Below are 22,958 nucleotides of genomic sequence, written 5' to 3' on the forward strand. Positions count from 1 at the left end.
TAATTAATTTTCAAAATCAGCTGGAGTCTTTCTCTTTTTAGAAATCACCTCATACGCATACGCAAGTTCCAAAAGTTTTGCTTCAGATAAAGTAGGCGCAATAAAAGTAAGTCCCATAGGCTCATTTGTATCTTTATACCCCATAGGTACGGTTATCGCAGGATATTTTGCAACAGCAGCAAAACCTGCCATGTAGTTATTTATAGACAATACGGCATCAAGATTGTTCGATCTAATAGGTTCATCAAAAAATTGTCTTCCGTTGCGTTCTAAAGTGTCTTTAATAGCAGCAAACTCTTCCGTAGAAGCAGAATCTGCAAGCACACCGTAAAGTAATCCTTGACCGTAAGGCATACGTATAAGTGAGTCTTCTTTATTAAATGCTGTAATTTCAGTAAGATCTTTAAGGGCCAGCTCTTTGGAGCCGTATTTAGTTATATAATCAGGAAGGTCTTTTTGCATATCGAGATTCAACAATCTTAAAAACTGAGGTAAATCAATTTCTGGACGCTCTAATTCTACTAATATTGCGCCCGCTTCTCTTAATTCACGTACTGCAGTAACGTATAATGTATCTTTATAATTATTATAATATCCTAAACGAATTCCTTTCAGATATTCAGTAGGGTTAAGGTTTTTTAATGCGGAAACATAATCGGTTTTTGGAGCTTTTAGAGAAACTGCTTTAGAATCTTCACTATCTAGCCCCGTCATTGCCTGGAGTAAAATAGCATTGTCAACTACAGATCGTGTCATAGGTCCTGGAGTGTCGAGTGTACTCGAAATAGGAACGATTCCACCCCTAGATAATAGACCTATAGTAGGCTTAAGTCCCACTATAGAATTTGAACTTGAAGGCGATAGTATAGAACCACTGGTTTCTGAACCTACTGCAGCAACAGCAAAGTTTGCAGCCATAGAAACTCCACTTCCCGAACTCGATCCGCCGGTATCGTGAATTTTTCTTCCGTAAGGGTTCAAAGTTTGACCGCCTATAGCCGAATAACCACTGGGGCAATCATTACAAAAGAAATAGGCCCACTCACTTAAGTTTGCTTTACCTAATATCAAAGCTCCATTTGCTTTGAGTTGCTTTGTGATAAAGGCATCTTCTGTATTATTATTTTCAAATGCTACTGCTCCGGCAGTCGTGGGCATTCCTGAAGCATTAATATTATCTTTAAGAAGTATAGGCATCCCATAGATCGAATAGCTGTCTATTTCTTTTTTAGCTAAATCCAACTTTTTAGCTTCGGTAATTACATTAGGATTTAATGCTATTACAGAATTTAAAGACAGCTCATTATTTCGGTCGTATTTCTTAATACGGGTCAAATAAAATAAAACCAAATCCTCATAAGTCAATTTTGCTTCAGCTATTGCGTTTTGAATTTCAGGAATTGTTTTTTCAAAAGCTAAGTTTTTTACACGTGTATAATCCGTATCGGTAAATTGATCCAAATCTTGATTAAAAGGTTCCCAAAGTTGGTCAACATCTAAAATCTTAGAATCTAATACCGAATATTCACGTTCTTTTAAAGTAGAATCTTTTACTACATCATTAGATTCAGTTCTTTCAGAATTTGAATGTTCCTTGCACGATAAGATGGAGCAGAATGAGAGGAAAAGTAAAAAGTGTTTCATAAAGTTCAATTTTCATCTAAAATACAAAAAGGCATCTCACAAATGTGGATGCCTTTTTAAATTTTATAAATTCAGTATACTTAAACTCTAAAGAAAGAATCTACGAATTCAATTTTATTAAAGACTTGTAAATCTTCTATGCCTTCTCCTACTCCAATATATTTTACAGGAATTTGAAACTGATCGCTTATTCCTATTACAACGCCTCCTTTTGCAGTACCGTCTAATTTAGTCACTGCAAGCGCAGTTACTTCTGTAGCTGCTGTGAATTGCTTTGCCTGCTCAAAAGCATTTTGTCCGGTAGAACCATCTAATACTAATAATACTTCATCTGGAGCATCATCAATAACTTTTTGCATAACCCGTTTAACTTTTGTCAATTCATTCATCAAATTGACTTTATTATGTAAACGACCAGCAGTGTCTATGATTACCACATCGGCATTCATTTTAACGGCGCTTTGTACTGTATCAAAAGCAACCGAAGCAGGATCACTTCCCATTTGTTGCTTAACAATAGGAACATCAACTCGGTCTGCCCAAATTTGAAGTTGGTCAATTGCAGCAGCTCTAAAAGTATCACCGGCACCTAAAACAACCTTAAGCCCTTTCTTCTTAAACTGATGCGCTAGTTTACCTATAGTTGTTGTTTTACCCACTCCATTTACTCCTACGACCATTATAACGTAAGGCTTTTTTGCAGGTACAGTAAAGTCTGTTGCCTCTCCACTATGAGTTTCACTCATAATACCAGCAATTTCTTCTCGAAGAATAGTATTTAACTCCTCAGTACCTAGATATTTATCACGAGAAACGCGATCTTCAATACGGTTGATAATCTTAATGGTTGTAGCTACACCCACATCACTGGAGACTAAAACGTCTTCCAGATTATCAAGAACGTCATCATCGACCTTATTTTTACCGGCAACTGCTTTACCTAATTTACTTAGGAAATTTGTATTTGTTTTCTCCAGACCTTTGTCCAGAGTTTCCTTTTTATCTTTAGAAAATATTTTTTTAAAAAAACTCATCGTATTCAGGATGCATTTGTTAGCACTGCAAAGGTATTCCCTTTATGACTATTTAGAAACCTCAAAAAAGAAAAATACAAAAAGCCGTCACGCATAGCGTAACGGCTTGTTATATATCTGTAAAAGATATTATTTTTTATCTAAAAACTCACCAACAGCTTCTGGAGCCATAACAGCTTCAACGAAAGTGTAAGCACCTGTCTTAGGAGATTTCACCATTTTAATGGCTTTAGTCAAACGTTTTGACCCTGTCTGTAATGTTGCTACTGATTTCTTTGCCATGTCTTATTTTATTTCTTTGTGAACAGTCATTTTATTCAAAATAGAGTTGAATTTCTTCAATTCCATTCTATCTGGGGTGTTCTTTTTGTTCTTAGTAGTAATATAACGAGAAGTTCCCGGCTTTCCGGAAGCTTTATGCTCTGTGCACTCTAATATTACCTGTACTCTATTGCCTTTCTTTGCCATAATTGCTGGTCGTTATATCGTTATTACTTTTTAAGAAAGCCTTTTGCACGCGCTTCTTTAAGCACAGCGGTAATACCCTTCTTATTTATATTTTTAAGAGCGGCTGTAGAGATTTTTAATACTACCCACTTATCCTCTTCCGGGATGTAAAAACGTTTTTTGATTAAATTGGCATCAAATTTACGCTTGGTCTTATTCATCGCGTGAGAAACATTATTCCCTACCATTGCTTTTTTGCCCGTAAGCTCACAAACTCTTGACATGATTCTAAAACTTTATATTGTGTTACTGAAAAACAGGGTGCAAATTTACACAACTTAAACAAGTTGAACAACTTTAAACACTAGTTTTTTAAAATTTCTTTTTGTAAAAGCTCAAATGCTTTGTAAACTGTCTTTGAAACCACACGTTCCCGATGATTTCCCATATTATATTTTACTGAAAAAACATGGGTTGGTGTAGCGATTCCTATAAAAACTGTACCCACTTCGGCATCAGATTCTCCTTTTGAAGGTCCCGCATTTCCCGTTGTAGAAATTGCAAAGTCTGCTTTATACCAATTTCTAACCGCTTCTGCCATAGCTTCTGCTACTTCTCCACTTACAACCGAATGCTTATCAATTAGTGCTTGATCTATCTTTAAAAGCTCTACTTTAGAATGCGTTGCATAGGTAACCATTCCTCCTTTAAAGTAAGAAGATACACCGGGAATCGCAGTTATAGCAGCTGCAATACGACCTCCTGTACAACTTTCGGCTACCGCAAGTGTTTTTTCGTTTTTAACTAACAAATTACCTACCACGTGCTCTATTGATTCACCATCATCATAGCCCACAATAATATCTCCTATAAGCAAGTTTAATAATGCGATTTGATCATCGAGATCTTTATCCAGCATAGCCTTGTCTGCTCCCTTTGTAGAAAGTCTTAAACGCACCTTGCCTAATGCTGGTAAGTATGCTAATTTAATTGACGGTGGTAAATTATTTTCCCAATCTTCAATAATAGCTGCTATTTCACTCTCACCCACCCCGTACGTTTGTAACGTACGATGAACGATAAATGGTCTGTTAAACTCTCTTTGAATACGCGGTATAATTTCTTCGGTCATTATAGCCATCATTTCAAAAGGCACACCGGGCATAGAAATAAAAACGGTATCACCAGAGGTTATCCACATTCCTGGAGCAGTACCATAGGTGTTTTTTAGAACAGAAGCTTTGCTCGGCACTAAAGCTTGAGATCTATTAGCAGGTAATATAGGTCTGTTTACATGATGCTTAAATAAATTTTCTATGTGTTCTAAAACTGCTTTATCTTCTACTAAGATATCGTCAAAATATTCACATAGGGTATGCTTAGTAACATCATCTTTTGTAGGTCCCAGACCTCCAGTAAGAATCACTATATCTGCAGTTTTCTCAGCAGATTCTAAACTATCTAAAATATGTTGTTTATTATCTGAAATTGAAGAAATCTGATATACTTCTACGCCTATTTTATCAAGCTCTTTGGCAATAAATGCTGAGTTTGTATCAACAATTTGCCCTATAAGTATTTCATCTCCTATTGTAATAATATGTGCCCGCATTACATTTTCCAATCTTTGCGCATCTCAACTATGGCATTATTCGTAAGTTCTATAATTGTATCTAACTGAGGTCGTATTGCTGAAGTAGGTTTAGCACTATCTGCCCAGCGTTCCATCGCCGAAATTTCGCGTATGAGATCTATGCCAAACATTTCTAAATTTGGCTTCATTTTATGCGCAAATTGATAGGCCATTTTATGGTTATCATTATTAATAGCTAATTCCATACTTTCTAAATCTGGGGGAATTTCTGAAAGAAAAGCCTCTACAACAGATTTCATAAATTCTTTGTCACCGCCAGACATATCTTCTAGCTGGTATAAGTCGTAATGTGTAGGCATCGTCATTTTATATTTAGGGTGAATGATTCTTCAGAATTTAAATATCCCGTTAACTTATCATCTATAGCAACCGGTCCTACTCCCGCAGGCGTACCGGTAAATAGGATATCTCCTATCTTTAATGTCATATACTGAGAAACATATGCGATTAAAGTATCGATATCATAGATCATGTTCGCAGTATTTCCTGATTGCACAATTTTATCATTTTTTTTCAAATGAAAATCTATATTATGTAAATCTTTAAATTTTTCTTTTTCAACCCATTGACCTATTACGGCAGATCCATCAAAGGCTTTAGCTTTTTCCCAAGGATGACCTTTTTCTTTACAAGCACGTTGTAAATCACGAGCAGTAAAATCTATCCCTAATCCGATCTCATTATAATACTTATGCGCAAATTTTGGTGCTATATATTTTCCTAATCGATTAATACGCACCAGAACTTCTACCTCATAATGAACTTCATTGCTAAATTCAGGAATCACAAATGGATGTTTGTTTAATAAAACCGCAGAATCTGGTTTGAGAAAAAAAAGAGGCTCACTAGGCATTTCGCTATTGAGTTCTTTTATGTGATCACTATAATTCTGACCTATACAAATGATTTTCATAGTTAATCTGTAAATAAAATTTTAAATGCCGGTGTAGGCAACTTTCCATTCATAGCGCTAGCAGCTGTATTTAAAAGCTCTATAGATTTCCAACCTTCTATACTTCTATAAAAAGCACTAATTTCTTTATCGTCAGGGCTTGTTTCTACACCTTTAAATACTGGAGCATACCTATCTACAAGGTATTCTTTATACCCTATAGAGTCATTTACTTTAATAGTATAAGACTCTGAGAATTTATTTTCCTCAATAAAAATGTGTTCTACTACCACAAAGAAACCTTCCTGAGGCACATTAATTTTATAGGGTATTAAATCAACTTTTAAGTTTTGTTTACCTTCTGGTTTGTCTATTATCAGATCGGCTCCCAATAAGTCTTTACCGGGCTTATTATCTGTATCAACACTTAATACACGTAATCTAAATGTTGCTTTTTGACACGGTTTCCCTAGTATTTTGTAAAATTGAATTTCAACCGATTTCAGAAAACACGCCTTCTCAAATTTTTCAGGGCGCTCATAATATCTTGCCAAAGCAGAAGGATAAGCTCCACCACTAAAATTACCTAAACCTACTATTTGCTTGCCTCTAAATGAATTTACACGTTCCTGATTTTCAAAGTGCATCTTATACAAATTCACTTCAGAAAGTGTATTTAGCTCCTGATTGAGGGAAACCGTACTATTTAATAGATCTGAAACTTTTAACGTACGTTGCTCGTAACCAACACAACTGATATACACAGATTCATCTTTAAGTCTTTCTTTAACTGTGAACCTAAAACTCCCGTTTGCATCAGCTGAAGTGCCTATTTTATGATTCACAAAAATCATATTCACAAAAGGAATCGGTCGTTTTGTCTGCGCATCAATTACGCTTGCATTGATAACCAGATCCTGTGCTACGATTGTCCCGGTACCTAATAGAAAAAATAAAATGAGAGCCTTAAACATTAGTCTTTAAAATAACTTTGTATTCAATTTTCTCAACTTGATAGCAGTTAGCACTTTCTTTGTGTAAAGAGGAAAATCTGCATTCTGAATCCATCCAAAATAGCCCGGCTCATTATCCAATACGTCTTCCACTTTTTTACCTTTGTGCTTTCCAAAAGAGAAGATCTCTTCGCCTTCTTTATTAAATGCAATAAAGCCTGCAAAGTCAGCAAATCGCTTTCGAGCACTAAATTCGGCTAAGCTCTTCATATTGTTTTCAAGATCCTCATATCGATCTAACTGTGCTTTTAACACCTCATATGTTGCGATAGTATCTGCTTCTGCACTATGTGCATCTTCTAGACTTTGATTACAATAAAATTTAAGGGCTGCAGTAAGGGTACGTTGCTCCATTTTGTGAAAAATAGTCTGCACATCAACTGCGTGTCTATTTTTCATATCAAAATCTACATCGGCACGTAACATCTCTTCTGCAAGTAGCGGAATATCAAAACGATTTGAATTATAACCGGCCAGATCAGAGTCTTTAATTAAATTATTGATCTCAACAGCAAGTTCTTTAAAGGTAGGTTTATCTGCAACATCCTCATCCTTTATACCGTGTACAGCAGTAGTTTCTGCAGGAATAGGTATCGTAGGATTTACTAACCACGTGTGCTTCTCTTCCTTGCCGTTAGGAAAGACTTTTAAAACAGATATTTCAACAATACGATCGTGCGCTACATTTATACCCGTTGTTTCAAGATCAAAAAAGCAAATAGGTCTCGTTAGATTAAGATTCATCTTTTAATATTTTAAATGCAAAAGTAACATTTAGTAATTTCTGCGTCGCTAAAAACTAAAGTAAATGGGGTTTAGAATTTTTGATGATCATTAATTTAATTAAAGTGATCCTAATAAATATAAAAAAACAAATGCCAGAGAAAACTCTGACATTCGTTAGCAATAAATCTGCATTTTAAACTTTCTTTTTCAAGTACTTTAAACTTCTCTTGAGCTATCCCAAGCCTCAAGATATTGTGCTACTCGTTGTACAAACTGACCTCCTAAGGCACCATTAACCACGCGATGATCGTAAGAATGAGATAAGAACATTTTATGTCTAATTCCTATAAAATCACCCTCTGGAGTCTCGATAACAGCGGGTACTTTACGTATAGCTCCTAATGCTAGTATCGCTACTTGTGGTTGATTAATAATAGGAGTTCCCATTATACTGCCAAAAGTACCTACATTAGTAACCGTGTACGTACCTCCTTGAGTATCGTCTGGTTTTAGTTTACCCATACGCGCTCTAGTTGCTAAATCATTGACCGCTTTTGCCATTCCTACGAGATTCAATTGATCTGCATTACGAATTACAGGCACTATAAGATTTCCATCTGGTAAGGCTGCTGCCATCCCAAGATTAATATTTTTACGCTTAATTATTGTATCTCCATCAACGGCAATGTTAATCATTGGGAAATCACGTATAGCCTTAGCTACAGCTTCCATAAAGATGGGAGTAAATGTAAGCTTCTCACCTTCTCTCTTTTGAAAGCTACCCTTAATACGTTCTCTCCAGTTCCAAATTGCGGTAACATCAACTTCAATAAAAGATTGTACATGTGCCGAGGTTTGAACCGAGGCTACCATATGCTTTGAAATCATTTTGCCCATGCGGGACATTTGTATAATTTCATCAGCACCATTCACAGAAACTGGAGTTGCCATTTTAGATGTATTATCCACTGAGGAAGTCTCTGCCTTTTTGTTTTCTGAAGATTTCTTTGCTGAAGATGCGCTTTCTTCTTTTCCTTTTTTGCCAGAAGCTACATAAGCCAAAATATCATCTTTAGTAACACGACCCTCAAGTCCGCTACCATCTAACTTATCTAACTCATCCTGACTAATCCCTTCTTGCTGCGCTATATTTTTTACTAGCGGAGAATAAAAACGCTCTCCGTCATTCGAAATAGTTTGATTTGCAGAAACCTCACTTTTTGCTTCGTTAACCAAAGATTCTGCTTCTTCTGCAGCTGTCTCCACTTCCTTGTCATTTGAAGAATCTTCTGTTTCTTCTTTTGATTCTGAATTTGAACTAGAAGAAACTCCGTCTGCCGAAGTTTCTATAATTGCAATAGTTTGGCCTACTTGAACAACATCATCTGGTCCAAATAATTTTTCTACTAATACCCCTTCAACTTCACTAGGCACTTCACTATCAACTTTATCTGTAGCAATTTCTACTACGGGCTCATCAAGTTCAATAGTATCACCTACTTCCTTGAGCCAGTTTGTTACCGTAGCTTCTGCAACGCTCTCTCCCATTTTCGGTAACTTAAGTTCAAATTTTGCCATATTCGTAATAAAAAGATTAGTGTGCTTTATTTTTTGCGAATTTAATAAAAAATAATGTTTTATTATCAGATATTTTTTACTCGCCTACCAACTTATAATTTCTCCTAACTCTGAAGAAGAATCGCTGCCTGCGATAAAATTACAATTTGAAGGGCGTATGCGGAACCTATTTTGATTGTTTTTTAACAAACAGATACTCTCTAATATTGCTTCCACATTTAAGTCATTGAGGTCGTAGACAATAAGTGAATCTGCAACTCTCGACGCATTCAATTTTTTTAAACTGATGGTTTTTAATTCTCTTTCACTTAAAAAAAGACTATCATTTGCTGAGTTAATAGTATCAGTAACCCAAAATTTTCCACCATTTAATGGTATTAATTTCTTTTTAGATTGAGGAGTCTTATGCGTTAATATCATCAGTTTTAGGGTTGTTTGTATTAACCAATTCGTTGCCGCATTAGATTTATGATGTTTTCTATTAAAGATTTGCATAGCACCATAAAAGCGCCTGGCATATACTTTATCTTTTAAACTGCTCTCTCCTTTAAAATGAAGTGCTTTAACAGATCCTAAATAGTAATTAGAATATCCTTTTTGAGTAAGTCTATAACTCAGATCTATATCTTCTCCATACATAAAATAATCTTCGTCAAAACCTTGTAAATCTACATATACAGACCTCTTCAAAAACATTAAAGCGCCTACCAGCACTGGTACTAGACCATTTTCATCTTGAGCTAATTGGTTTGCATAATAGGTAGCGTTATCACCTAACAATTTAGTCAATGAGACTTTTAGAGTCGGAAAATTACGCTTGCTCTCTGGTAAATAATTCCCGGTGCCATCGATAAGCCTAATACCTAAAGCTCCAAGATTTGAAATACCTTCGATGTATTCAAAAATCTTGGTAAAACAATTTTCGGGAATAACAACATCGGGGTTTAAAATACATATGTATTCCCCTTTGGCGATAGCCACACCTTGATTGTTACCCTTTGCAAATCCGACATTTTGAGTATTAGCAATTAATTTTATCTCCAGAAAATTTTCATTGAGCATAGAAATACTTGAATCCTGAGAATTATTATCTACTACTATAATTTCTGAATCAATATTTAAAAGGGCACGAGTAACGCTCTCTAAACACAATTGTAGAAAATGTGGGACTTTATAGTTAAGTACAATCACCGATAATTTCAACGGCTAACTTTTTAATGAATTCTCAAAGGGAACTCTATGCAAAATACTGCGACCTAAAGTAACCTCATCTGCAAACTCTAGCTCATCGCCCACCGCTATACCCCTAGCTATTGTGGAAGTTTTAATATTAAAACTTTCAAGCTGTCTAAAGATGTAAAAATTGGTAGTGTCGCCTTCCATTGTAGAGCTCAGCGCAAAAATAACCTCATCAACAAATCCAGACTTTACTTTTTCAATAAGCGAATAGATCGTTAAATCCTGAGGACCTATACCATCAAGAGGAGAAATTTTGCCTCCTAAAACGTGATACTGACCTCTATACTGACTCGTATTTTCAATTGCCATAACATCACGCACATCTTCAACCACACATATTATCGATGCATCCCGATTGGGATTTGCACAAATCTCACATAATTCTACATCAGAAATATTGTGACAATTCTTACAGAATTTGATTTCTGTTCGTAACTTCAGTAAAGCTTGAGTGAGTAATTGTGTTTGATTTTCAGACTGTCGAAGTAAATGTAAAACCAGCCTCAACGCAGTACGCTTACCAATACCCGGCAACTGTGACATTTCATAAACGGCCTGTTCTAATAATTTAGACGAAAATTCCATAAGCTGTAAAGTTAGAAAACATTTAGAGTAATTAATTCTTCAATAAGTTTTCCTTAACCTAATGCATCAAGCCAATTTTTAAATTTATACTTAAAAACCTTTGAGATTTTGCAGTTATCTAGAACACTATATGAAGGCCTTCTGGCTTTCGTAGGAAATTCTGACGATTTAACGGCTGTAATTTCTGTTTGAGAATTATGCTTGTTTAAAATGGCTTTAGCAAAATCAAACCACGTGCAACTACCGCTATTACTAAAATGATAAATGCCACGCGTCTCTGATGATAGTTGCGGGATATATCTTAAAATAAAATCAGCTAATTCTTCTGCTCGTGTGGGACTCCCCCACTGGTCATTTACCACGCTTAGATTTGCATTTTTAGCGGCAAGATCTAAAATTGTTTTATAAAAATTCTTTCCATAGTTACTGTAAAGCCAGGAAGTTCTTATAATCCAAAAGGCAGCTAAGTTTGAATCGAGAATACTGTTCTCTCCCGCTAACTTAGAAGCCCCATAAACCGTCTTGGGATTTGTCTCGTGTTCTTCGGTGTAGGGTTCTAGTCCTTCTCCGTCAAAAACATAATCTGTTGAAATATGTAGGAGTTTTGTTTCATTTTCTTTACAAAATCTCGTGATTGTATTAACCGCCTCAGCATTTATTTGATAAGCTCGATCGCTTTCTTCTTCTGCAAGATCAACTCTCGTATAAGCTGCTGTATTAATTATTATATCTGGCTGAATAGTAGTCAGCACATCATAAACTTGTTCTACAGAAGTAATATCCAGGTTCTGTTTATCTAAAAAAGTAATTGAATAATTCCAATTAGTTGAAATACTCTTAAGACATTGTCCCAGTTGTCCGGAAGCTCCCGTCACCACTATTTTAATAGATCTCTTAGACATCTAACTTTGATGTTATTGCTGCAAAATCTAAACCTTTGATATCTTTTTCTGAAAGAATAAAATTGACATTTGCAGGCCACACATGAGCATAGTTCTCATCATTATACTTTAGTGTCAATTCGTGCTCTGGATGGTAGTAATTGTCACAGCTATATGTGAAAATAGTATCTTCTTCTAAGACTAAGAAACCATGAGCAAATCTGCGAGGTACAAATAATTGTTTTTGATTTTCTGCTGTAAGTTCTACATAATAATACTTACCAAAAGTAGGTTCTTCTTTTCTGAGGTCTACAACCACATCTAAAACCGCCCCTTGAATAACCCGAATTAATTTAGCTTGACTAAAAGTTCCTTTTTGAAGATGCAACCCTCTCAATACATTTTTTTGAGATTTAGACTGGTTATATTGTACAAAATGAGGTTTCAATCCCGTTGCTATCTCAAAAGACTTCGCATTAAATGCTTCAAAAAAATAGCCTCTGGAATCGCCGAATACGTTAGGCTCCATCAACCATAAATCTTTAAAACCTGTATCTATAAAATTCATTCAACTAGTGTTTTTAGGTAGTTGCCATAGGCAGATTTACCATAATTTGAAGCTATAGCGTGTACTTCCTTAGTAGAAATATAATTCATTAGCAAAGCAACTTCTTCAATACATCCTATTTTGTATTGTTGTCTGTGTTCAATTGCTTTTACAAAATCTGTAGCTTCATTAAGTGAATCTATTGTTCCAGTATCAAACCAAGTCATACCCCGATTCATTATACCTACTTTAAGTTCGCCCAACTCGAGATATTTATTTTGAATGCTTGTTATTTCTACCTCTCCCCGATCTGAAGGCTCAACTTCTTTTGCAAAATCAACAACCCGGTTATCAAAAAAATACAAGCCCGGAATTGCATATTTTGATTTAGGGACTTGAGGTTTTTCTTCAATAGACAAAACAGTTCCGTCAGAATCAAATTCTACCACTCCATATCTATTAAGATCTTTAACGGGATAAGCAAAGATTGCTCCACCCTCTATCTGTGTGTGATCTTGTAGCATTTTACTAAGTCCACTTCCATAGAAAATATTGTCTCCTAAGATAAGGGCAACAGAATCTGTACCTATGAAATCTGCTCCTATAATAAACGCTTCTGAAAGACCATTAGGATGCTCTTGAATAGCATATTCAAATTGGCAACCCAGAGCAGAACCATCACCTAATAAATTTTTAAATGCAGTCTGATCATGCGGAGTAGTGATAATAAGTATTTCTCGTATTCCCGCCAGCATTAAAGTCGAAAGCGGATAATAAATCATAGGCTTATCATAAACAGGTAATAATTGCTTACTCACTGCCACCGTCAAAGGATATAAACGAGTTCCAGAACCACCAGCGAGAATAATACCTTTCATAAATTGAAATTAAGAGTTTAAATAATGTGCGCTATAATAATTTTGGTACTTGCCGTTTTTGATATTGAGCAACCAGTCTGTATTGGCAAGATACCAATCTACAGTTAATTGCAAACCTTCTTTAAATGTTACTGAAGGCTCCCACCCCAGTTCCTCTTTTATTTTTGAAGCATCTATCGCGTAGCGTTTGTCGTGACCCGGCCTATCTTTCACAAACTGAATTAATTTTTCACAAGAACCCGGTTTACGATTTAATTTCTCATCCATTACTTCACAAAGTAATTTTACTAATTCCAGATTTTTCCATTCATTAAATCCACCTACGTTGTAAGTTTCTTTTAATTTTCCTTTGTTGAAAATGGTCTCAATAGCTTTTGCATGATCAACTACATATAACCAATCTCTGGTATAATCACCATCACCATATACAGGTAACATTGATTCTTCAATACAATTATTAATAAACAAGGGTATTAATTTTTCAGGAAATTGATTAGGCCCATAATTGTTACTGCAATTTGATATCTTATAGGGTAAGCCATAGGTTTCCCCATATGACCTCACAAAATGATCAGAACTTGCTTTTGAGGCACTATACGGTGAGTTAGGATCATAAGCTGTAGTTTCTGTGAATAACCCGTCTTGACCTAGAGTACCATACACTTCATCTGTACTTATATGATAAAATAAATTTGATGTGTATGGTGCTTTCCAATATTTAAGACAGATATTTAAAAGGTTTACAGTACCTATTATATTAGTTTTTACAAAAATTAAAGGATCTTTAATGGAGCGATCCACGTGTGATTCTGCCGCAAGATGGATCACCTTATCAAACTTGTATTGCGAGAATAAACTATCAATCTCCTCGAGGTTGTTGATATCAGCTTTTAAAAAATTATAATTATCTGCCTGTTCTACATCCTGAAGATTTTCAAGATTACCAGCATAGGTTAAAGAATCTAAATTATATATATGATCTGCTTTTCTATTGTTAACAAAAAGCCTCACTACGTGTGAGCCAATAAAACCTGCACCACCGGTAATAAGTATATTCATAATCGTTCTTTAATAATTTTTAAAATTCTCTGAGCAGTCTTGCCATCACCATAAGGGTTATGTGCCTGACTCATTTTATTATAAAGATTAGTATCATCCAGTAAATTAAGTATCGCCGTCATCATCTTCTTAGGGTCTGTACCTACTAGAAGTACGGTACCTGCCTCTACTGCTTCAGGTCGCTCGGTAGTTTCCCGAGTAACTAAAACCGGCTTCCCTAAGCCGGGAGCTTCCTCTTGTACACCGCCACTATCTGTTATAATTAAGTAAGAGTTATACATTATCCAAACAAAGTCTGGATAAGATAACGGTGCGATTAAAAATACATTGGAAATTCCGCCTAGAACTTCGTAAACTACTTTTTGAACTTTTGGATTAAGATGTACCGGATAAATTAAATTTACATCTGTTCTGTTAAGCGCAATAGTCCTCAACACTTCACAAGTACGTCGCAAACCTCCATTAAGATTTTCACGCCGATGCCCGGTTATAAGAATATTTTTTTTTGTGGAATCTATTAGTGGCTCCGTAAATTTTGGCGCTTGTTTTTTAAGACTTTCTACAGTGCTGTGTAGTGCATCAATAACCGAATTACCTGTCACAAAAATAGTATCCTCATCAATATTCTCTGCCCGTAAATTAGCTTTTGAAATAGCAGTAGGCGCAAAATGAAAGTCTGCAAGTCGGCCTGTAATTTGTCTATTCATTTCCTCCGGAAATGGAGCAAGCTTATTAAGTGTACGTAAACCGGCTTCAATATGTCCCACTTTAGAACCTGCATAAAAAGCGGCTAAACTAGCAGCCATTGTCGTGGTTGTATCACCATGTACAAATACTAAGTGAGGTTTGTAATCCTCTAAAGGTGTTTTTAAAGCGTTTATTACTCTACCCGTAAGATTGTATAAATCCTGATTTTCTTGCATTAAATCCAAATCGTAATCTGGAATAATGTCAAAAAAATCGAGCACCTGATCTAACATTTCACGATGTTGTGCTGTGATACATACTTTGGTTTCAAAATGAGATGAAGCCTTAAAAGCATTTATTACGGGAGCCATTTTTATGGCTTCGGGACGTGTCCCAAAAACAAATAAAATTTTTTTTAAGTTGCTAGAGTCTTCCATCTACACCTTCTTTAAAAAAGCCTTTTACATCATAAACTATGGCATTTTCTGCTTTTAGTTTATTTATATCGAGTGTTTCAAACTCACGATGTCCTACAGCTAAAACTATAGCATTAAATTTATTCTTATAAACCTCATTTAAAAGTTCAAAACCGTACTCCTTCTTTACAAGTTTAGCATCTGCCTGAGGATCAAATACCGACACATTAGCACCGTATTCTTTTAAATCATTAATAATATCTATGACGCGAGTATTACGTACGTCTGGACAATTTTCTTTAAAGGTGATTCCTAATATAAGAATCTTACTATTCTTTAACTTGATGTCCTTTTGCGCCATAAGCTTTGCGACCTGCGATGCTACAAAGGGTCCCATACTGTCATTTAGTTTACGACCTGCCAGTATTATTTCGGGGTGATACCCTACCTGCATCGCTTTTTGTGCTAGGTAATATGGATCTACTCCTATGCAATGCCCACCTACAAGTCCGGGTTTAAATGGTAAAAAATTCCATTTTGTTCCTGCTGCTTCTAGTACTTGTTGGGTATCTATATTAAGAAGATTAAAAATCTTTGCTAGTTCGTTCACAAAAGCAATATTTATATCACGCTGTGAATTCTCAATTACCTTTGCGGCTTCAGCCACTTTTATTGAAGCTGCTTTATAGGTGCCTGCTGTAATTACAGATGCGTAAAGTTCATCGACTTTACTAGCAATTTCTTCAGTAGAACCAGAAGTTACCTTTCTAATTTTATCTACTGTATGTATTTTATCCCCGGGATTTATACGTTCTGGGGAATATCCTGCATAAAAATCAGTATTAAATTTTAACCCGGATTCTTTTTCAAGAATTGGCACACAAATTTCTTCAGTTACCCCCGGATAAACGGTAGACTCATAGATTACTATATCTCCAGTTTTAAGATATTGTGCTACAAGTTCGCTGGCTTTAACTAATGGTGATAAGTCTGGAGTGTTATTTTTATCAATGGGTGTAGGAACAGTAATGATAAAAACAGTAACATTCTTTAAATCTTCTTTTAACGTTGTACAATAAAGACCTTGATCATCAGAATTCACCGTTTTGAGAACCTGTTTCAGAATAAGCTCTTCTACTTCGCCAGTATGATCATAAGCCTTGCTTAAGTCTTCTATTCGGGATTCATTAATATCATAACCCACTACCGAATAACGCGATGCAAATAAACGAGCTAATGGTAATCCCACATAACCCAAACCAATAATACCAAGTTTCATTCTTATGATTTCAAATTTTTCACATACCAGTCAACTGTCAAATCGAGACCACTTTCTAAGTTATATTCTGGATTGTAAGCCAGTAGATTACGTGCTTTAGTAATTGATGCTAATGAATGCGGTACATCCCCTTCACGCTCTGGACCAAAGTTAGGCTGAAGATCAATTACTTTATCATCATAATTAATAAGTCTATGCTTCAATAAATTTAATAGTTCTATAAGAGAAGTTTGCGCGGCGCAAGCAACATTGTAAGTCTCATTTAAAACACAATCACTGGTCGCTGTCAAAGCTAGTAAATTTGCCTGAACCACATTCTCAATGAAAGTATAATCACGTGAGAAGGATCCGTCTCCATTAATTGTGGGACTCTTATGATTTAGTAATGCTTCTACAAATTTGGGGATTACTGCTGCATAAGCTCCATTTATATCTTGTTTTGGACCAAAAACATTAAAGTAACGCAGTCCTATGCTATTAAAATTATAAGTTTTCTTATAAACCGAGGCATAATTTTCATTGACTAATTTTGTGAGTGCATAGGGAGAAAGCGGTTCACCTATTTCACTTTCTATTTTGGGTAATGCCTGCGAATTTCCATAAGTTGAAGAACTTGCCGCGTATACGAAATTCTTTATTTCAGCAATTCGAGAAGCTTCAATTATATTTAAAAACCCTGTGATATTTACTGCATGGGTTGTTAAAGGGTCTTTTATGCTACGAGGTACACTTCCTAGAGCTGCCTGATGACTAACCCAGTCACAACCTTGAGTAGCTTCCAGACAAATGTCATAATTGCGAATATCCCCTTCTATTAATTGAAAGTTAGAATTAGACTCAAAATCCTGTATGTTTTCAAACTTACCCGTCGAGAAATTATCTAAACAGCGCACCTTAGCACCAAGCTGAAGTAATTTATCTATTAGATGTGATCCTATAAAACCGGCTCCTCCGGTTACGAGAATCACCTTATTTTTAAAGTCAGAACTTTCTAATATATTCATACGGGGATGGGTGGGTTGATTTTGTGGCTTACGAATATATACTATACCGCAACCAAATTCAAATTTAACTTATCCTTAACTACCCTACTTGCACCCAGTCCCTTATAGGGTTTTAACAGTTATTAATTCTTACCGTTAAATTTATATTAAACGCCTATAAGCGCATTATTTACGCTGCTAACAGTGGTAAATTTGATTCAAACAATAAAATTATCAAAACTATGAATTACCTCAATTTAGATACCGAAAAAACCAAGAAAACTGTAAAAGAATTAAATACGCTTTTAGCTGATTATCACCTTTACTACCAAAAATTAAGAAACTTTCACTGGAATATAATTGGTGAGAACTTTTTTGACTTACACATTAAATTTGAGGAAATGTATAATGATACATTAATCAAGATTGATGAGATCGCAGAACGCATACTTACATTACGTTTTCAACCGGTGAGTAATTTATCTGACTATATTAAAATGTCTGAGATTAAAGAATCACCAAGTGAGGTAAAAGACATTGAGATGATCGAAATCTTATTAGAAGATCACGGGAAGTTGCTAATACAAATGCGCAAAACTGTTGGAATTGCTGACGATGGTGGCGATGAAGGTACAATTGATTTGCTAGGTGCGTACATACGCGAACTAGAAAAAACAAGCTGGATGCTAGACACTTGGAAGATGAATAAAACCGCAAACCATAAAAAATCGTAAATTATACCATAAAACTAAATCCAATATATGTACATTCTACAAGAAGCTACAAACAGTGACTGGACCTTTGCTGGTTATGATTTTCATAAATTAATTGAGAAACTCCAAGGATGGGGTGAGAGCTTTATCCTTAAGCTTCCTAATTTCATAATAGCAGTTCTAGTCTTTATAGCTTTCTGGATTTTTGCTAAGTATGTTTCAAAATTTGTGCGTAAAATTTTGATGAGTACCGTTAAGCAAGATTCTATTCGCATTATGGCTGGAAAGACCTCCTTTGCCATAACTGTTCTTATAGGCTTCTTTGTAGCATTGGGCATTATGGACCTAGACAAAGTACTTACGTCTGTTCTTGCAGGTGCTGGTGTCGTGGGTCTTGCAATTGGTTTAGCACTTCAGGGTACACTTAATAATACGTTTAGCGGAGTAATATTAAGTTTTATGCCAAAACTACAATTAGGTGACTGGGTAGAGTCTAATGATTATGCTGGTTTTGTAGACGAAATAACTTTACGCAATGTTACACTCAAACAGTCTGACAATAATTATGTAATCATACCGAACTCTAATATTGTAGATACTCCTTTTAAAAACTGGAGTCAGACGGCACGATCTCGTGTATTTGTTAATTGTGGAGTAGGTTATGAAAGTGATCTTGAGCAAGTAAAAGAACTAACCTTAAAAACTCTAGCAGCTGAATTTGAACAATCTCCAGGTGAAGAAATCGAATTTTTCTATGAAGGATTTGGAGATAGTTCTATAAATTTTGTTGCCCGTTTTTGGTTTCCTGTTACTAAACGTAAAGATATGTTAGTAGCTCAGGACCGAGCAATAATTGCAATTAAGAAAGCTTTTGATGCTAATGATATTAACATCCCATTCCCAATACGTACATTAGATTTTGGTAAAAATAAATTCAGATCAGAGACGTTAACTATAGCAAACTCAAATGGATCAGAATCTACTCAAGATAGCTAATGATGTTAAAAAAACTTTTTGCTCTTTGTATACTTGCCAGCCTTATAGGATGTCAGGATTTTGGAGAGTTAAATAAAATTGGTAGCCTTACCCGAAGCCTTTCTGAGGTTTCGGGCATTGCTACTTTTAATAATGACTCATTAATTTATGCAATTGCAGATCACGGAAATCCCAATACGATCTACGGAATAAATACCCGCGGAAAAGTAATGCGTGAAATCATAATTAAGAATGCTCCTAATGAAGATTGGGAAGATCTTGCGACAGATTATGATGGCAATTTGTATATATCTGACACTGGGAATAATGAAAATGATCGTGCTGATCAATTTATATATATCCTGGACGATTTTAAAAATTCGATAAGTAAAGCAGATACTTTAAATGCTTCAAAAATAACCTTCACTCTTTCAGATCAGGTAAATTACCCTCCTAATCTTAGTGACCTCAACTTTGACATCGAAGCTTTGATTTATAAAGAATCTTATCTTTATATGTTTACGCGTAATAGAAGTAGAAATTTTGATGGTGTTACAAAGGTCTATAAGTTACCGGCACGGCCCGGTGATTTTGAAGCGCAACTTATAGATAGCTATACCGTTTGTGATAATCTAGAAACCTGCGCTGTAACTGGCGCTTCTCTTTCTCCAAGCGGTAAAACACTAATTTTACTTACCGCTGATAAAGTTCTTAAGTTTACCGGTTTTGAAGATGAAAAATTCTTCTCGGGTTATGTACAATCAATTCCTTTCGGAAATACCTCCTTAAAAGAAGGTGTGACTTTCAAAAATGACTCGATTTTATATGTAGTTGATGAAATTAGAGCCCAGACCGGTGGAAATCTTTATGAATTCAATTTATATTAATACCTATTGAATTTATTTACCGGGCAACTTCTTAAATAGAATTTCGTTTTATAGTATTTTACCTCAAAGTTAAGATCACTATGAATCCCCAACAAATTGAAGAAATTCTTGCCGAAAACGAAAAGCTAAAAAATATTCTGGGAGAACAGGACGAGCGAAAAAAAAGAAGGCGTAATCTAGGCTGGAATTTTTTAAAGCGTTCCTCAGGATACGTTCTAGGATCTGAGCTTAAAAGAAGTATTGAGCGTTTTCTAGAAGAAATGGCAGAGCAACAACGTGTTTCTAGAGAAACGCTATCAGATTTATTAACAAGTATTATTATACGTCTTACACGCGTAGGATTTCTACTCGTAATTACGGCTATCCTTCCTTCTATACTCCTTATTTTTCAGACTTACTATTTAGCTAAACAGAATACGCTAATTACCGGACAGAGTGAGATGTTTAGACAACAAAACAACCGTCTAGATCAGCAAACTTACCTGCAAGAAGCAGACAGACGTGGTCAAACTCTTCTCCTTATGGATAATATGCTTCAGGAAATTAACACTGAAATTAGCAGAGATCCTCAAAATAAATTAAATGATGCTACCGCTGGTAGATTAATTGCCTTGAGCAAAATTTTAAAACCGTATCGATATCTCGAAAATGACAGTCTTACAAAAAATATTGTGAGTCCTGAAAGAGGGTATCTATTAATCTCACTTCTAGAAACCGGCATCAATCTTAGAAGTACTGCACGATCTCGAGCTAATGGAATTTTACTGGAGCGTATTGATTTTACCTATTCAGAGTTACGAAATGTCACTTTGAAAAAAGCAGATTTAATTGAGATTGATTTGTCTCACGCAGATATGCGTAATTCAAGCTTTAATGGGACAGACTTTGAGAAAGCTACATTTTATAATGCCAGTATATCTCAGGCAGATTTAAGCTATACCAGTCTTAAAAATGCAGATTTAAGAAATGCTACACTTCAAAATTCAATATTAGATTATGCCAATTTACAAAAGGCTAACCTATCAAGTTCAAATCTTAAAAATGTGAGTCTTTTGAAAACAGTATTAAAAGAGGCAACTCTTACAAATGCGATTGTACATAAAACCTTTGAACGAGATGCTAAAATGCAACTGAATAAAGATCAAAGCGAATGGCTTTTTAGCAACTATGAAGTGACAGAAATAGACACAGACAGCTATCAATTATTACCTATAAACTAAAAAAACCGGCTAGTTAATCTAGCCGGTTTTTTAATTTAAAACTTATTTTTTCTTTAAAAGCTTCAGCTGAAATAAATCTTTACGGCGGTCATTTAAATTGTGAACGCTACCAAATTGATTCAGTTCTTTCAATAAATCAAGATCTACATCTGCAACTAAAATCATTTCGGCATTAGGTGTAGCTTCCGCTTTAACTCCATTTGTTGGAAATTGAAAATCGCAAGGTGTAAGAACCATACTTTGTGCAAATTGCATATCCATATTGTGAACCTTTGGAATATTACCTACACTTCCTGCTATTGCAACATAGCATTCGTTCTCAATAGCTCGTGCCTGAGCACAATGTCTAACACGACTGTATCCATTTTGAGTATCTGTAAGAAATGGTACAAAGAGAATATCCATCCCCTCATCTGCTAGAATACGGCTCAATTCTGGGAACTCAACATCGTAGCATATAAGAATTCCTATTTTACCACAATCTGTATTAAACGTTTTTAAAACATCGCCTCCCGTCATACCCCAAACTTTAGCTTCATCTGGAGTTACATGCAGTTTGTAAAATTTCTCTACCGTACCATCACGCTTGCACAAGAACCCCACATTATACAGTGTGCCATCTTCTATATAAGGCATACTGCCCGTAATTATATTTATGTTATAACTTACAGAAAGTTCCGAAAAACGATCGCGTATGCGCTCGGTGTACTTAGCCAGCTCCCGAATTGCGTCGGGTTCAGACAGGTGATTATATGCAGCCATTAAAGGTGCATTAAAAAATTCTGGGAAAAGAGCAAAATCAGATCGATAACCAGATATCGTATCTATAAAATATTCTGCCTGTTCTATAAGTTCTTCAAAATTTTTATAGGTACGCATTTGCCATTGTACGAGTCCTAATCGTACTACGGTTTTAATGGCATTTGGTTTTTTTATAGGTTTTTGATAATAAATATTATCCCATTCTAAAAGTGCAGCATAATCTTTAGACTGTCTGTCACCTTCGAGATAATTGGTAATTATACGCTTAACGTGAAAATCATTGCTTAACTGAAAATCGAGAACAGGATCATTAATTTCACGTGTACGTACTTTCTCAATATATTGCTTCGGTGTGAGATCTTTGGCATATTGATGATAATTAGGTAATCTTCCACCAAAAACTATTCGTTCTAAATTAAGATTCTCACATAATTCTTTTCGGTAGTCATAAAGTCTACGTCCTATACGCATCCCTCTATATTGGTGAGCGATAAAAATATCTATTCCGTAGAGTACATTCCCCTTTGGAGTATGCGTACTAAAAGATTCATTTCCTGTAATTTGAGCATAAGTATGAGAGTCTTTAAACTTGTCATAATCTACAATAATTGATAAGGCGCAACCGGCGATTTCACCATTCACTTTCACAACTACTTGCCCTTCAGGAAAAATAGAAATTAGTTTTTGTAATTCTTTTCGTTTCCAATACGGATCAGGAATATTAGGATAAACAGCAATCATTATCTCCTTCAATTCCTCAAAATCCTTGACCTTTAAATATTCCAGATTTATAGTATCTACGCGATCTGGCTTATCTACATTATCTATGCTATCTATATTTTCCATATGTTTTTATTGC

Annotated in this window: 25 protein-coding genes; 4 read left to right on the plus strand and 21 right to left on the minus strand. The window is 35.3% G+C overall.

The features are described from left to right. Positions 1-3: 3 nt before the first annotated feature. The 20 genes from ABVM53_RS00975 to ABVM53_RS01070 all read right to left on the minus strand — a co-directional run bounded on the left by ABVM53_RS00975 (position 4) and on the right by ABVM53_RS01070 (position 17,563). Positions 4-1,644: an amidase family protein gene (locus ABVM53_RS00975; RefSeq protein ID WP_405328424.1), complete on the minus strand. Its 1,641-nt coding sequence runs from the start codon at positions 1,642-1,644 to the stop codon at positions 4-6. Between the two features lie 80 nt (positions 1,645-1,724). Continuing rightward, positions 1,725-2,678: a signal recognition particle-docking protein FtsY gene (ftsY, locus tag ABVM53_RS00980; RefSeq protein WP_405328427.1), complete on the minus strand. Its 954-nt coding sequence runs from the start codon at positions 2,676-2,678 to the stop codon at positions 1,725-1,727. Positions 2,679-2,807: 129 nt separating this feature from the next. Beyond that, positions 2,808-2,960 (minus strand): DUF4295 domain-containing protein, encoded by a 153-nt coding sequence (locus ABVM53_RS00985; RefSeq protein ID WP_081817337.1) that lies wholly within the window; start codon positions 2,958-2,960, stop codon positions 2,808-2,810. Between the two features lie 3 nt (positions 2,961-2,963). After that, entirely contained in the window at positions 2,964-3,146 is a 183-nt protein-coding gene (gene rpmG / locus ABVM53_RS00990) for a 50S ribosomal protein L33 (RefSeq protein ID WP_128758670.1), read from the minus strand. 23 nt (positions 3,147-3,169) lie between these two features. Then, the gene (rpmB, locus tag ABVM53_RS00995; RefSeq protein WP_128758671.1) at positions 3,170-3,409 is read right to left on the minus strand and encodes a 50S ribosomal protein L28; all 240 of its coding nucleotides are present in this window, start codon (positions 3,407-3,409) and stop codon (positions 3,170-3,172) included. Between the two features lie 80 nt (positions 3,410-3,489). Continuing rightward, complete coding sequence (locus tag ABVM53_RS01000; RefSeq protein WP_405328433.1) at positions 3,490-4,737, minus strand: competence/damage-inducible protein A; 1,248 nt, start codon at positions 4,735-4,737, stop codon at positions 3,490-3,492. Further along, positions 4,737-5,078, minus strand: a complete 342-nt coding sequence (locus ABVM53_RS01005) for an Hpt domain-containing protein (protein WP_128758673.1) — start codon at positions 5,076-5,078, stop codon at positions 4,737-4,739. Before ABVM53_RS01005 ends, ABVM53_RS01000 begins: the two co-directional genes overlap by 1 nt. A 2-nt stretch (positions 5,079-5,080) precedes the next feature. Beyond that, positions 5,081-5,692, minus strand: a complete 612-nt coding sequence (locus ABVM53_RS01010) for a fumarylacetoacetate hydrolase family protein (RefSeq protein ID WP_371457371.1) — start codon at positions 5,690-5,692, stop codon at positions 5,081-5,083. Positions 5,693-5,694: 2 nt separating this feature from the next. Beyond that, a complete protein-coding gene (locus ABVM53_RS01015) occupies positions 5,695-6,645 on the minus strand; it encodes a carboxypeptidase-like regulatory domain-containing protein (RefSeq protein ID WP_405328437.1) in 951 nt (316 codons plus the stop codon). A gap of 6 nt (positions 6,646-6,651) precedes the next feature. Continuing rightward, positions 6,652-7,428, minus strand: coding sequence for an exonuclease domain-containing protein (locus tag ABVM53_RS01020; RefSeq protein WP_405328440.1), 777 nt, complete (start codon positions 7,426-7,428; stop codon positions 6,652-6,654). A 198-nt stretch (positions 7,429-7,626) separates the two neighbouring features. Continuing rightward, positions 7,627-8,988, minus strand: a complete 1,362-nt coding sequence (locus ABVM53_RS01025; protein WP_405328443.1) for a dihydrolipoamide acetyltransferase family protein — start codon at positions 8,986-8,988, stop codon at positions 7,627-7,629. A gap of 84 nt (positions 8,989-9,072) precedes the next feature. Next, positions 9,073-10,191 carry a glycosyltransferase family 2 protein gene (locus tag ABVM53_RS01030; protein ID WP_405328445.1) on the minus strand — a complete coding sequence of 373 codons (1,119 nt, stop codon included), beginning with the start codon at positions 10,189-10,191 and terminating at the stop codon, positions 9,073-9,075. 3 nt (positions 10,192-10,194) lie between these two features. Next, positions 10,195-10,812 (minus strand): recombination mediator RecR, encoded by a 618-nt coding sequence (gene recR / locus ABVM53_RS01035; protein WP_371457366.1) that lies wholly within the window; start codon positions 10,810-10,812, stop codon positions 10,195-10,197. A 53-nt stretch (positions 10,813-10,865) separates the two neighbouring features. Then, positions 10,866-11,714 carry a dTDP-4-dehydrorhamnose reductase gene (rfbD, locus tag ABVM53_RS01040; protein ID WP_405328449.1) on the minus strand — a complete coding sequence of 283 codons (849 nt, stop codon included), beginning with the start codon at positions 11,712-11,714 and terminating at the stop codon, positions 10,866-10,868. Beyond that, positions 11,707-12,261 (minus strand): dTDP-4-dehydrorhamnose 3,5-epimerase, encoded by a 555-nt coding sequence (rfbC, locus tag ABVM53_RS01045; RefSeq protein WP_405328452.1) that lies wholly within the window; start codon positions 12,259-12,261, stop codon positions 11,707-11,709. The genes rfbD and rfbC overlap by 8 nt, the downstream gene beginning before the upstream one ends. Beyond that, the gene (gene rfbA / locus ABVM53_RS01050) at positions 12,258-13,118 is read right to left on the minus strand and encodes a glucose-1-phosphate thymidylyltransferase RfbA (protein WP_405328455.1); all 861 of its coding nucleotides are present in this window, start codon (positions 13,116-13,118) and stop codon (positions 12,258-12,260) included. Before rfbA ends, rfbC begins: the two co-directional genes overlap by 4 nt. Positions 13,119-13,127: 9 nt before the next feature. Then, the gene (rfbB, locus tag ABVM53_RS01055; protein WP_405328456.1) at positions 13,128-14,177 is read right to left on the minus strand and encodes a dTDP-glucose 4,6-dehydratase; all 1,050 of its coding nucleotides are present in this window, start codon (positions 14,175-14,177) and stop codon (positions 13,128-13,130) included. Beyond that, positions 14,174-15,301, minus strand: a complete 1,128-nt coding sequence (gene wecB, locus ABVM53_RS01060; protein WP_405328459.1) for a non-hydrolyzing UDP-N-acetylglucosamine 2-epimerase — start codon at positions 15,299-15,301, stop codon at positions 14,174-14,176. The genes rfbB and wecB overlap by 4 nt, the downstream gene beginning before the upstream one ends. After that, complete coding sequence (locus ABVM53_RS01065; RefSeq protein ID WP_405328462.1) at positions 15,288-16,559, minus strand: nucleotide sugar dehydrogenase; 1,272 nt, start codon at positions 16,557-16,559, stop codon at positions 15,288-15,290. Before ABVM53_RS01065 ends, wecB begins: the two co-directional genes overlap by 14 nt. A 2-nt stretch (positions 16,560-16,561) precedes the next feature. Beyond that, positions 16,562-17,563: an SDR family oxidoreductase gene (locus tag ABVM53_RS01070; protein ID WP_405328464.1), complete on the minus strand. Its 1,002-nt coding sequence runs from the start codon at positions 17,561-17,563 to the stop codon at positions 16,562-16,564. Between the two features lie 221 nt (positions 17,564-17,784). On the opposite strand from ABVM53_RS01070, the gene ABVM53_RS01075 reads away from it, so the two are divergent. From ABVM53_RS01075 to ABVM53_RS01090, 4 genes are all read left to right on the plus strand, one after another. Beyond that, positions 17,785-18,276, plus strand: a complete 492-nt coding sequence (locus ABVM53_RS01075; protein WP_371457358.1) for a Dps family protein — start codon at positions 17,785-17,787, stop codon at positions 18,274-18,276. A 27-nt stretch (positions 18,277-18,303) separates the two neighbouring features. After that, positions 18,304-19,251 (plus strand): mechanosensitive ion channel family protein, encoded by a 948-nt coding sequence (locus tag ABVM53_RS01080; protein ID WP_371457357.1) that lies wholly within the window; start codon positions 18,304-18,306, stop codon positions 19,249-19,251. 2 nt (positions 19,252-19,253) lie between these two features. Continuing rightward, positions 19,254-20,117, plus strand: a complete 864-nt coding sequence (locus ABVM53_RS01085; RefSeq protein ID WP_405328468.1) for a hypothetical protein — start codon at positions 19,254-19,256, stop codon at positions 20,115-20,117. 80 nt (positions 20,118-20,197) lie between these two features. Next, positions 20,198-21,337 carry a pentapeptide repeat-containing protein gene (locus ABVM53_RS01090; RefSeq protein WP_405328471.1) on the plus strand — a complete coding sequence of 380 codons (1,140 nt, stop codon included), beginning with the start codon at positions 20,198-20,200 and terminating at the stop codon, positions 21,335-21,337. 42 nt (positions 21,338-21,379) lie between these two features. Here the strand turns inward: ABVM53_RS01090 and ABVM53_RS01095 are convergent, their stop codons facing one another. Continuing rightward, positions 21,380-22,945 carry a bifunctional GNAT family N-acetyltransferase/carbon-nitrogen hydrolase family protein gene (locus tag ABVM53_RS01095; protein ID WP_128758690.1) on the minus strand — a complete coding sequence of 522 codons (1,566 nt, stop codon included), beginning with the start codon at positions 22,943-22,945 and terminating at the stop codon, positions 21,380-21,382. Between the last annotated feature and the right edge of the window lie 13 nt (positions 22,946-22,958).

The organism is Leeuwenhoekiella sp. LLG6367-2.1 (assembly GCF_045055775.1).
GTDB lineage: Bacteria > Bacteroidota > Bacteroidia > Flavobacteriales > Flavobacteriaceae > Leeuwenhoekiella > Leeuwenhoekiella aequorea.